Source organism: Streptomyces sp. NRRL WC-3742, from assembly GCF_000720635.1.
Taxonomy (GTDB): Bacteria; Actinomycetota; Actinomycetes; order Streptomycetales; family Streptomycetaceae; genus Kitasatospora.
The window spans coordinates 24,446-36,540 of record NZ_JOCF01000065.1; the positions used below are offsets into that span (position 1 = coordinate 24,446).

The window sequence follows — 12,095 nt, forward strand, 5'->3', positions numbered from 1 at the left end:
CAGAGGTTTAGTCCATCCGCCGTTCATCGCACAAGGGGGCGGGCGCGGTCGGCGCAGCATGCAAAAGGGGGCCGGGCCCGCGAAGTCGCGGGTCCGGCCCCCTTTTCAGGAGCTACTGAACTTCAGGCTCAGCCGATGAGCGAGCGCAGCACGTACTGCAGGATGCCGCCGTTGCGGTAGTAGTCCGCCTCGCCGGGGGTGTCGATGCGCACGACCGCGTCGAACTCCTTGCTGGTCCCGTCCGCGCCGACGGCCTTGACCTTGACGGTCTTCGGGGTGCGGCCCTCGTTGAGCTCGGTCACGCCGGTGAAGGAGAAGGTCTCCTCGCCGGTCAGGCCGAGGGACTCGGCGTTCTCGCCCTCGGGGAACTGCAGCGGCAGGACGCCCATGCCGATCAGGTTCGAGCGGTGGATGCGCTCGTACGACTCGGCGATGACGGCCTTGACGCCCAGGAGCGCGGTGCCCTTGGCGGCCCAGTCGCGGGAGGAGCCGGAGCCGTACTCCTTGCCGGCCAGGACGACCAGCGGGATGCCGGCGGCCTGGTAGTTCTGCGAGGCGTCGTAGATGAACGACACCGGCGCGTCGGCCTGGGTGAAGTCGCGGGTGTAGCCGCCCTCGGTGCCCGGCGCGATCTGGTTGCGCAGGCGGATGTTGGCGAAGGTGCCGCGGATCATGACCTCGTGGTTGCCGCGGCGCGAGCCGTAGCTGTTGAAGTCGCGCTTCTCCACGCCGTTGGCGGTCAGGTACTGCGCCGCCGGGGTGCCGGGCTTGATGTTGCCGGCCGGGGAGATGTGGTCGGTGGTGACCGAGTCGCCCAGCTTGGCCAGGACGCGGGCGCCGGCGATGTCGGTCACCGGGCTCGGGGTCTTGGCCATGCCCTCGAAGTACGGGGGCTTGCGGACGTAGGTGGACTCGGAGTCCCACTCGAAGGTGTTGCCGGTCGGGACCGGGAGCGACTGCCAGCGGTGGTCACCGGCGAAGACGTCCTGGTAGCCCTTGTCGAACATCGCCTCGTCGATGGAGCCGGCGACGGTGTCGGCGACCTCCTGCTCCGACGGCCAGATGTCGGCGAGGAAGACGTCGTTGCCGTCCGCGTCCTGGCCCAGGGCGTCGCGGGTGATGTCGATGTTCATGTTGCCGGCGAGGGCGTAGGCGACCACCAGCGGCGGGGAGGCCAGGTAGTTCATCTTGACGTCGGGGTTGATCCGGCCCTCGAAGTTGCGGTTGCCGGAGAGCACCGAGACGACGGCCAGGTCGGCCTCGTTGACGGCGGCCGAGACCTCCTCGGGCAGCGGGCCCGAGTTGCCGATGCAGGTGACGCAGCCGTAGCCGACCAGGTTGAAGCCCAGCTTCTCCATGTACGGGAGCAGGCCGGCCTTCTCGTAGTAGTCCATGACGACCTTGGAGCCGGGCGCCAGGGTGGTCTTGACCCAGGGCTTGACGCGCAGGCCCTTCTCCACGGCCTTCTTCGCCAGCAGGGCGGCGCCCAGCATGACGGAGGGGTTGGAGGTGTTGGTGCAGGAGGTGATCGAGGCGATCACGACCGCGCCGTTGTCGATCTCGTAGGTCGAGCCGTCGGCGGCGGTCACGGCGGTCGGCTTCGACGCCTCGGCCGAGTAGGCCGGCAGCGCCTCGGCGAACCTGGTGGCGGCCTCGGCCAGGACCACGCGGTCCTGCGGGCGCTTCGGGCCGGAGATCGACGGGACGACGGTGGAGACGTCCAGCTCGAGGTACTCGGAGTAGACCGGCTCGACCGACGGGTCGTGCCAGAGGCCCTGCTCCTTGGCGTACGCCTCGACCAGGGCGAGCTGCTGCTCGTCGCGGCCGGTGAGCTTCAGGTAGTTGATGGTCTCGGCGTCGATCGGGAAGATCGCGCAGGTCGAGCCGAACTCCGGCGACATGTTGCCGATGGTGGCGCGGTTGGCCAGCGGGATCGCGGTGACGCCCTCGCCGTAGAACTCGACGAACTTGCCGACCACACCGTGCTTGCGCAGCATCTCGGTGATGGTGAGCACCAGGTCGGTGGCGGTGGTGCCGGCCGGCAGCTGGCCGTTGAGCTTGAAGCCGACCACGCGCGGGATCAGCATGGAGACCGGCTGGCCGAGCATCGCGGCCTCGGCCTCGATGCCGCCGACGCCCCAGCCCAGCACGCCCAGGCCGTTGACCATGGTGGTGTGCGAGTCGGTGCCGACGCAGGTGTCCGGGTACGCCTGGCCGTTGCGGACCATGACGGTGCGAGCCAGGTGCTCGATGTTGACCTGGTGGACGATGCCGGTGCCCGGGGGGACGACCTTGAACTCGTCGAAGGCGGTCTGGCCCCAGCGCAGGAACTGGTAGCGCTCCTTGTTGCGGCCGTACTCGATCTCGACGTTCTGGACGAAGGCGTCCGGGGTGCCGAACTTGTCGGCGATGACGGAGTGGTCGATGACCAGCTCGGCCGGGGCCAGCGGGTTGATCTTGGCCGGGTCGCCGCCCAGCTCCTTGACGGCCTCGCGCATGGTGGCGAGGTCCACCACGCAGGGCACGCCGGTGAAGTCCTGCATGATCACGCGGGCCGGCGTGAACTGGATCTCCTGGCTCGGCTGGGCCGTGGCGTCCCAGTTGCCGAGGGCGCGGATGTGGTCGGCGGTGATGTTCGCGCCGTCCTCCGTGCGGAGGAGGTTCTCCAGCAGCACCTTGAGGCTGTAGGGCAGCCGCTCGGAACCCTCGACGGCGGAGAGCTTGAAGATCTCGTACGACTCGTCGCCCACCTGCAGCGAGCTGCGGGCGTCGAAGCTGTTCGCGGACACGACTGACTCCTTCATGGGTGCTTCGTGCGGTATCCGGCCGTCACGCAGTGGTAAGGTCAGCCTTACTTAGGCTTGCCTCACCCGCATCGCCGGCGAGCGCCTCTCGGCAAGTATCTTGATGTCGAGATATATCCTACGGGCCAGGTATCTCGATGTCGAGATAAACCATAGTGCATGGCGCCTCCTCCACCATCGCAGCCCCACCCCTTCCGGGCGACGTCGGCACCCCTCTCCCCCGCGGGGCGAGACGGCCGTCGGCGGTGTCCTCGGCCGCCCGGGGGCGTTAGGCAGGGGGACGCTCGACCCGCCGCCCGTGGAAGGCCCGTCCGATGACCGCTCCGTTCGCCGCCGCCCTGCTGCCGCTGGCGCTGCTCGCGCCCGCCGCCTCGCCCGTCTCCGTCGTCGAGGCGGACTTCGACCCGGCGACCGCCTTCGTCCCGCCCGCCGCGATCAGCTACGCGCAGGACCTGGTCCCGTACGGTTCGCACGCCCGGATCGTCACCGACCGCTCGGTGCCCGGGCGCACCGGGCTCACCCTGACGGTGCGCGGGCTGGCCGCCGACCACACGTTCCCGGTGCACCTGCACACCGGCACCTGCGGGGCCGACCCGGCCTCCTCCGGGCCGCACTACCAGGACGTCGTCGACCCGGTGCGGCCCTCCACCGACCCCGCGTACGCCAACGAGCGCAACGAGCTGCGGCTGGTGCTGCGCACCGACGCGGACGGGGAGGGCACGGCCTCGACGACGGTGGCCTGGCAGCCCCGGCCGGGCGAGGCGCGCTCGCTGGTGCTGCACGCGGGCACCCCCGCCGACCGCCACGCGGCGGGCGACCGGGTGGCCTGCGTGAAGCTGTAACTGCCGCTCCTGCCGCAGCCCTCTCAGGAACCCAGCGTGGCGACCAGGACGGCCTTGATGGTGTGCAGGCGGTTCTCGGCCTGGTCGAAGACGATGGAGTGCGCCGACTCGAACAGCTCGTCGGTGCACTCCAGCTCGCTCATGCCCGTGGCCTCGTACATCTGCCGGCCCAGCGCCGTGCCGAGGTCGTGGAAGGCCGGCAGGCAGTGCAGGAAAGCGACGTCCGGGTTGCCGGTGGCCCGGACGGTGTCCATCGACACCTGGTACGGCTTGAGCAGCTCGATCCGCTCGGCCCAGACCTCCTTGGGCTCGCCCATCGAGACCCAGACGTCGGTGTAGAGGAAGTCGGCGCCCGCCACGCCGGCGGCCACGTCCTCGGTGAGGGTGATCCGGGCGCCGCTGCTCTCGGCCAGGGCCTGCGCGGCCTTCTGCACGTCCTCGGCCGGCCAGAGGGCGCGCGGGGCGACGATCCGGATGTCCATGCCCAGCAGAGCGCCGGTGACCAGCAGCGAGTTGCCCATGTTGGAGCGGGCGTCGCCGAGGTAGGCCAGGGCGACCTCCGTCAGCGGCTTCGCGGTGTGCTCGGTGATCGTCAGCACGTCGGCCAGCATCTGGGTGGGGTGCCACTCGTCGGTCAGGCCGTTCCAGACGGGGACACCGGCGTACTCGGCCAGTTCCTCGACCACCTCCTGGCCGTGGCCCCGGTACTCGATGCCGTCGAACAACCGGCCCAGCACCCGGGCGGTGTCCTTGACGGACTCCTTGTGGCCCATCTGCGAACCGGACGGGTCCAGGTAGGTGGTGGTGGCGCCCTGGTCGTGGGCGGCGACCTCGAAGGCGCAGCGGGTGCGGGTGGAGGTCTTCTCGAAGATCAGCGCGATGTTCTTGCCGCGCAGCCGGGGCTGCTCGGTGCCGGCGTACTTGGCCGCCTTGAGCGAGGCGGCCAGGTCCACCAGGAAGCGGAACTCCTGGGGCGTGAAGTCGAGCTCCTTGAGGAAGTGCCTGTTCCGGAGGTTGAAGGCCATGCCGGGCTCCTGGGGTGACGGGGCGGACCGAACGAAGCGGCAAGTGTATACGAGAGTTCGAATTTATATGCAGGATGGGTGGTGAACGAGGGGAAGTCCCTGGTGGAACTCCCCCTCGTCCGGTGCGCCACAGGCGGGGTCAGTGCGTCACAGGCGGGGTCAGTGCGTCACAGACGCGGGTCGACCGGCTCCGACTCCAGCGCCAGCACCGCGAACACCGGCTCGTGCACCCGCCACAGCGGCTCGCCCGCCGCCAGCCGGTCCAGCGCCTCCAGGCCCAACGCGTACTCGCGCAGCGCCAGCGAGCGCTTGTGGCCGAGCGCGCGCTCGCGCAGCCGGTCCAGGTGCCCGGTGTAGTCCGGGCCGTAGATGATCCGCAGGTACTCGCGCCCGCGCACCTTCACGCCCGGCTGCACCAGCCCGCCGGGGCGGCCCTCGCCGCGCTGCGCGCGCACCAGCGAGGCCAGCGGCTTGACCACCATGCCCTCGCCGCCCGCGCCGGTCAGCTCCTCCCACCAGGCGACTCCGGCGGCCACCGACGCCTCGTCCCCGGTGTCGACCAGCAGCCGGCCGGTGCGGTGGAGCAGCTCCCCGCCGTCGGCCTCCACCAGGCGGTCGATCCAGGCGAGGTGCTCGTCGTGCGGGCGCACGGCGAGGTTGGCGCCCTCGGCGGCGAGCACCTGGAACGGCGCCAGCCGGATGCCCGACAGGCCCTCGGTCGGCCAGCAGTAACGCCGGTACGCCTCGGTGAACGCCCGCGCGTCGGCGGCCCGTCGGCGCTGGCGGCCGGTCAGCTCCTCGACGTCCAGGCCGCGCCCGGCCGCCCGCTCCAGGGCCTCCAGCGCCTCCGGCAGGGCGGCGCCGGCGGCCGCGCCGACCGCCGCGTACTGGCGGCGCAGCAGCTCCACCGCCTTGAGCGACCAGGGCATCAGCTCGGCGTCCAGCAGCAGCCAGTCCGTGCCCAGCTCCTCGAACAGGCCCGCCCCCTCGGCCGCGTCGCGGACGCGGCCCAGGGCGGCGGCGGCCAGCCCGTCGTCGGAGAGGAAGGCCCGGCCGGTGCGCGTCCAGATCGCGCCCGGGCCGGCGGTGCCGAAGCGCCGCTCCAGCGCCTTGTCCTCCCGGGAGACGAGCAGCACCGCGCGCGAACCCATGTGCTTCTCCTCGCAGAGCACGTGGCGCACGCCGTCCGCGCGGTAGCCCGCGAACGCCTCCTCCGGGTGCTCCAGGTACCCCTCGCGGCGGGAGGTGGCGCTCGGCGCCATCGTCGCGGGGAGGTAGGTGAGCAGCCTCGGGTCCAGCGCGAAGCGGCTCATCACCTCCAGCGCCGCCGCCGCGTTCTCCTCGCGGACGGCGACCCGGCCGTGCAGGGCCGTCTCCACGACCCGGCGCCCGGCCACGTCGGCGAGGTCCAGCGGACGGCCCTCGCGGGCGCCCGGCGCGTCCGTGACCAGCGGGCGCACCGGGGCGTACCACTCCTGCTCGGCCTCGACGCTCACCAGCTCGCGCTCCGGGTAGCGCAGCGCCGTCAGGCTGCCGCCGAAGACGCAGCCGGTGTCCAGGCAGATGGTGTTGTTGATCCAGCTCGCGGTCGGCACCGGGGTGTGGCCGTAGACGACCATCGCGCGGCCCCGGTACTCCTCCGCCCACGGGTAGCGCACCGGCAGGCCGTACTCGTCGGTCTCGCCGGTGGTCTCCCCGTACAGGGCGTGCGAGCGCACCCGGCCGGAGGTGCGGCCGTGGTAGCGCTCCGGCAGACCGGCGTGGCAGACCACCAGGGCGCCGCCGTCCAGCAGGTAGTGGCTGACCAGGTCGCGCATGAAGGTGCGGACCCGGGCCTTGAACTCCTCGCTCTCACCCGCCAGCTGGTCCAGGGACTCCTGGAGGCCGTGCGAGACGGTGACCGTCCTGCCGGCCATCGCGCGGCCGAGCTTGTTCTCGTGGTTGCCGGGCACGCAGAGCGCGTGACCGGCCGCGACCATGCCCATCACCAGGCGCAGCACACCCGGGGTGTCCGGGCCGCGGTCGACCAGGTCGCCGACGAAGACGGCGGTGCGGCCCTGGGGGTGCGCGGCGTCGACCGGGCGGCCCTCGGCGTCCCGGGTGAGCACGTAGCCGAGGCGGGTGAGCAGGGTCTCCAGCTCGGAGCGGCAGCCGTGGATGTCGCCCACGATGTCGAAGGGGCCGGTGAGGTGGCGCAGGTCGTTGTAGCGCTTCTCGATCTCGATCCCGGCGGCCGCGACCTCGGCCTCGCCCCGCAGGATGTGCACCTTGCGGAAACCCTCGCGCTCCAGGCCCCTCAGCGACCTGCGCAGCTCGCGGTTCTGGCGGGGGATCACGTGGGCGGGCAGCTGGCGGTCCGGGCGGGAGCGGTTGCGCTCGGCGCACACGCCCGGCGGGACGTCCAGGACGATCGCGATCGGCAGCACGTCGTGCTCGCGGGCGATCGCGACCAGCTGCCGACGGGACTCCGGCTGGACGTTGGTGGCGTCCACGACGGTCAGGCGGCCGGCGGCCAGGCGCTTGCCGACGATGTAGTGCAGGACGTCGAACGCCTCGGCGGAGGCCGACTGGTCGTTCTCGTCGTCGGCGACCAGGCCACGGCAGAAGTCCGAGGAGACGACCTGGGTGGGGAGGAAGTGGCGGCGGGCGAAGGTGGACTTGCCGGAGCCGCTGGTGCCGATCAACAGGACGAGGGAGACGTCGGTGACGGGGAGGAGGCGGCTCGGGGCCCGGTTCTCCGTGGTGGTGTCGTCGGTGTCGGTCATCGGGGGTCGCCTCCTTCGGGCGTGGTGGCTTCGGTGGCTTCGGTGGCTTCGGTGGTTTTGGTAATTCCGGTGGTTTCGGTGGTTCCGGTGCTTTCGGCGCGGAACAGGGCCAGCTGGGTGGGTGCGCCGACCTCCTCGTCCAGCGGGCCAACCGGGCGCAGCTCCACCGTGTAGCCGTACGCGGCGGCGACCTTCTCCGCCCACGCGCGGAACTCGGCGCGGGACCACTCGAACCGGTGGTCGGCGTGCCGGACGGAGCCCGCCGGCAGGGCCTCCCAGCGGACGTTGTACTCGGCGTTGGGCGTCGTCACGACGACGGCCCTCGGCCGGGCCGCGCCGAACACCGCGTACTCCAGGGCGGGCAGGCGCGGCAGGTCCAGGTGCTCGATCACCTCGCAGAGCACCGCCGCGTCGTAGCCCTTGAGCCGGGCGTCGGTGTACGTCAGCGCGCCCTGCGCCAGCGCCACCCGGGCCGACTGCCGCTCGGGCAGGCGGTTCAGGCGCAGCTTGCGAAAGGCCGCCTGGAGGGCGCGCACGGAGACGTCCACGCCGAGGATCTCGGTGAAGCGGGCGTCCTTGAGCAGGGCGCCGATCAGCTCGCCCTGGCCGCAGCCGAGGTCGGCGACGCGGGCGGCGCCGGTCTCGTGCAGGGCGGCGAGGATCGCGGTGCGGCGCTGCTCGGCGAGGGACGGGGGCTTGGGGGCCTGCTCCTCCTGGGCCTCGGTCTCCTGGGCCTCGGTGTCCTGGACCTCGGTCTCCTGGACCTCGGTCTCCTGGACCTCGTCCTCCGGCCGGTCGTCGACGGCGTTGTCGATCTCCTCGACCTCGCGGTCGTCCGCCTCCGCCAGGCGGGCCAGCTCCAGGCGCTCCATGGCGAACCTGGTCAGCGACCAGCGCCGGGACAGGTAGCGGCGGGTGATCAGGGCGCGCTCCGGATGGCCGGCCAGCCAGCCCTCGCCCGCAGCGAGCAGCTTGTCGACCTCGTCCGGGGCCACCCAGTAGTGCTTGGCGCCGTCCAGCACCGGCAGCAGCACGTACAGCTGGTGGAGCGCGTCCGCCAGCCGTATCGCGTCGGAGGCCAGCTCCAGGCGGACGTAGCGGGACTCGCCCCACTCCGGGAAGCTCTCGTCCAGCGGGATCGCCGTGGCCTCGACCCGCCAGCCCAGCGGCTCGAACAGCCGGACCACCATGGCCACCGGGCCGTCCTCGCCCGCGCCGTTGGCCGGCACGGCGGGCAGCGAGATGCGCAACGGCCGTACCCGGCCGGGCAGTTCGGGGCGCAGCTCGCAGGAGCCCTTCATCGCCGAACGGAACACCGTGCGCAGCGCCACCGCGAGCAGCGAAGAGGCAGCGTACGGGCGGTCGTTGACGTACTGGGCGAGCGCGAAGTCCGGCGAGCCGCCGCGGCCCTTGCCACGGCCCTTGCGGACGAGCGCGATCGGGTCGACCTCCAGCAGCAGCGCCGCCGTGCACAGCTCGTCCCCCGCCTCGGGGTAGAAGACGTGTGCCTCGCCGTGCGACGTCATGAACCGCTGGACCTTGCCCGGGTGCTTGTGCAGCAGGAATCCGAGATCGGTCGCCGGGCTCTCGGTGCTGCCGGTGGTGGAAATCGACATGAACACCCGAGCGAGTATTGCCGACGGGCGGGCGGCCGGACACCGGGTTTTCCGGCAGGGCCGCGCCATGACCTGCGCGTCTGTCGGCGGCGGCCCGGGCGGGGTACGGGCGGGGTGCGGGAGCGTCCGGCCGGCGGGCGCGGTCGGCAGCGCGCCCCCGCATTGGTTACCGTGCTCGGTGTGACTGCTGAAACCTCCTCCTCCCTCCCGAGTGGGGCCGTGGCCGCCGGCCTGGCCACCATCGCCGCCGACGGCACCGTCCTCGACACCTGGTACCCCGCGCCCGCGCTGGCCGCCGAGCCCGGCCCGGCCGGCACCGTGCGACTGACCGCCGAGCAGGCCGAGGCCGAGCTCGGCATCGGCGCCGCCGACGCCCTGCGCGCCGACGCCCGCCGGGGCGTCGAGGTGGTCGCCGTGCGCACCACCATCGCCTCGCTCGACGAGAAGCCGCTCGACACCCACGACATCTACCTGAGGCTGCACCTGCTCAGCCACCGGCTGGTCCAGCCGCACGGGCAGAACCTGGACGGCATCTTCGGGCTGCTCGCCAACGTCGCGTGGACCAGCATCGGCCCGGTGCCGGTGGACCAGGTCGAGCGCGCCCGCCTCGCGGTGCGCGCCCAGGGCGGCCAGCTGGCCGTCTACGGGATCGACAAGTTCCCGCGCATGACCGACTACGTCGCCCCGTCCGGCGTGCGCATCGCCCACGCGGACCGCGTCCGCCTCGGCGCCCACCTCGCCGCCGGCACCACCGTGATGCACGAGGGCTTCGTCAACTTCAACGCCGGCACGCTGGGCACCTCGATGGTCGAGGGCCGCATCAGCGCGGGCGTCGTCGTCGGCGACCACAGCGACATCGGCGGCGGCTCCTCGATCATGGGCACCCTCTCCGGCGGCGGCAAGCAGGTCGTCTCGGTCGGCGAGCGCTGCCTGCTCGGCGCCAACGCCGGCATCGGCATCTCGCTGGGCAGCGACTGCGTCGTCGAGGCCGGCCTCTACGTCACCGCCGGCACCCGGGTCACCACCCCGGACGGCACCGTGGCCAAGGCCGTCGAGCTGTCGGGCCAGGACAACCTGCTGTTCCGCCGCAACTCGCAGAGCGGCGCGGTCGAGGTCATCGCCCGCTCCGGCTCCTGGGGCGGCCTGAACGCCGACCTGCACGCGCACAACTGACGTTCGGAAGGGTCCGGCCGCCGCCTTCCGCGGCAGCCGGGCCTTTCTCTTTTCCTCTTCTGTTCCTTCCCCTCTTCCTTCTTCACCCGACCGAGCGACGGCCGAGGCCGTCCTCCTACTCCCCGGCGGGGGAGAGCTCGGCGGCGAGGCGGCGCAGGTCCGGCCCGTACTCGGGGTCGGCGAGGGCGGCGGCGAACTGGGCGCGCAGGTACGCGGCCGGGTTGCCGGTGTCGTACCAGGTGCCGTCGATGACCTGGCCGTAGACGGCGCGCCGGGTCGCGTAGACGTTGATGGCGTCGGTCAGGTACACCTCGTCCTCCGGCTTCTCGTGCCAGCGGCGGGTGAGCTCGCGGATCTCGTCGACGATGCCCGGAGTGATCACGTAGCCGCCGATGGCCGCGTACTCGGACGGCGCGTCGACCGGCTTCGGCTTCTCCACCAGGCCGCTGATGCGCAGCGAACCGCCCCCGAGGTCCTCCTTCACCACCGGCACGCCGTAGCGGTACGAGTCCTCGGGCGCCATCGGCATCAACGCCAGCACCGGCGCGTTGGTCTGCTCGTACGCCCGGATCAACTGCTGCGCCCGGGGCACCTCGGCCACGAACACGTCGTCCGGCCACAGCACCAGGAACGGCTCGTCCCCGAAGTGCCGCGCCGCGTTCAGCACCGGCGTGCCGTTGCCGTACGGGCCCTGCTGGTACAGGTAGCTGATGTGCCCCTTGCGGGACAGCTCCCCGATCTCCTCCACCGCGTCCGCGAACGCCGTCTTGCCGTCCCGGCGCAGCTGCTCCACCAGCACCGGGTTGGGCCGGAAGTGCTCCTGGATCAGGCTCTTGTCGCCCGACACGACGATCGTGATGTCGGTGACCCCGGAATCCACCAACTCCCGCACGGTGTGCTCGATCACCGGCTTGTCCCCGACCGGCAGCATCTCCTTCGGCGTCGCCTTGGTCAGGGGCAGCAACCGGGAACCCAGCCCGGCCGCCGGGATGACGGCACGGCGAATCGTCTTGGGAGCCATATGACCCTCTTTCGCGCTCTCGCTTCGCTGACACTCACTCAGCCGCCGACGCTACCAACGCCACACCCAAGATCATCCACCCCCAGGAGTCGCCCAGTTGAACACCACCACACCGCCGGCCCAACACCCCAGCCACCCGGTTGACCACCCCACCCGGGGCCCAACTTTGACCCCCGAACCCCCTCCTCCTCACCAGGGGTCCAACCTTTGCCCCTCACCTCCTCATCGACGGGCCAATATTTGCCCCTGCCCCCGTGCCGCGAACTCGCGGCGCGGGGGCTAATACTTGCCCTCCTCCTACTTTCCCCGCCCCTCCCCCTCCCCCACCCCGCCCACCCCGCCCCGCTCCCGGGTTGCTGGGCGCTGGGGCATGCCCCAGCGCCCAGCAACCCACCCGCCGCACACCCGCTGCACACCCACGGGGCTCCTGCGCTCTCCCGCCGGCCCGCGCCGTAGCGCGGGCCGGCGGGATCTTCGCGTGTTGCTCCCGCATCACGCGCCCGGGGCCACCCACCACGCCTTTCCCAGGGCCCCGCGCCGCGAGTTCGCGGCGCGGGCCCAACGCCTACGCCTCGTAGGCCCCTTGGCTTGCTCGGCGCCGTGCATGCCCGGCGCCGAGCCACCATCCGCAGGCCGTCCAGCGCGCCCGCCACTCGTCCACTCACCCCGCCACCCATCGGACGGCCCGCTCACCCACTCACCCGCGCGCCTCGCGCGCGCCCCGCCACCCTCCTCCGCCGCTGCGGGCCCCGCCCGCACGCGCGCCTTACCGATGCCGTCTCCCGACGGCAACCCCGGCTCACCCGGGAGGCTTACCCCGTACCGGGGTTGGACCGCATCGGGTGGTGA

The 12,095-nt window shown here is 72.1% G+C and carries 7 protein-coding genes; 2 read left to right on the top strand and 5 right to left on the bottom strand.

The genetic code is table 11. The annotated features are described in order from the left end of the window. Positions 1-128 precede the first annotated feature (128 nt). The gene (acnA, locus tag IH61_RS0130255; RefSeq protein ID WP_199823411.1) at positions 129-2,804 is read right to left on the bottom strand and encodes an aconitate hydratase AcnA; all 2,676 of its coding nucleotides are present in this window, start codon (positions 2,802-2,804) and stop codon (positions 129-131) included. A 314-nt stretch (positions 2,805-3,118) separates the two neighbouring features. On the opposite strand from acnA, the gene IH61_RS0130260 reads away from it, so the two are divergent. Continuing rightward, positions 3,119-3,646, top strand: a complete 528-nt coding sequence (locus tag IH61_RS0130260; protein ID WP_037973556.1) for a hypothetical protein — start codon at positions 3,119-3,121, stop codon at positions 3,644-3,646. 23 nt (positions 3,647-3,669) lie between these two features. Here IH61_RS0130260 and argF read toward each other — a convergent pair whose 3' ends face one another. The 3 genes from argF to IH61_RS0130275 form a co-directional block, all read right to left on the bottom strand. Then, positions 3,670-4,671: an ornithine carbamoyltransferase gene (argF, locus tag IH61_RS0130265; RefSeq protein ID WP_031075644.1), complete on the bottom strand. Its 1,002-nt coding sequence runs from the start codon at positions 4,669-4,671 to the stop codon at positions 3,670-3,672. A gap of 167 nt (positions 4,672-4,838) precedes the next feature. Then, on the bottom strand, positions 4,839-7,436 hold the full coding sequence (locus IH61_RS0130270; RefSeq protein WP_031075646.1) for a polynucleotide kinase-phosphatase: 2,598 nt from the start codon (positions 7,434-7,436) through the stop codon (positions 4,839-4,841). Further along, the gene (locus IH61_RS0130275) at positions 7,433-9,058 is read right to left on the bottom strand and encodes a 3' terminal RNA ribose 2'-O-methyltransferase Hen1 (protein WP_031075648.1); all 1,626 of its coding nucleotides are present in this window, start codon (positions 9,056-9,058) and stop codon (positions 7,433-7,435) included. The genes IH61_RS0130270 and IH61_RS0130275 overlap by 4 nt, the downstream gene beginning before the upstream one ends. 174 nt (positions 9,059-9,232) lie before the next feature. Here IH61_RS0130275 and dapD point away from each other — a divergent pair, with 174 nt between their 5' ends. Beyond that, positions 9,233-10,225 (top strand): 2,3,4,5-tetrahydropyridine-2,6-dicarboxylate N-succinyltransferase, encoded by a 993-nt coding sequence (gene dapD / locus IH61_RS0130280; RefSeq protein ID WP_031075650.1) that lies wholly within the window; start codon positions 9,233-9,235, stop codon positions 10,223-10,225. A 115-nt stretch (positions 10,226-10,340) separates the two neighbouring features. On the opposite strand, the gene IH61_RS0130285 is transcribed toward dapD, so the two are convergent. Then, on the bottom strand, positions 10,341-11,246 hold the full coding sequence (locus IH61_RS0130285) for a UTP--glucose-1-phosphate uridylyltransferase (protein ID WP_031075652.1): 906 nt from the start codon (positions 11,244-11,246) through the stop codon (positions 10,341-10,343). Between the last annotated feature and the right edge of the window lie 849 nt (positions 11,247-12,095).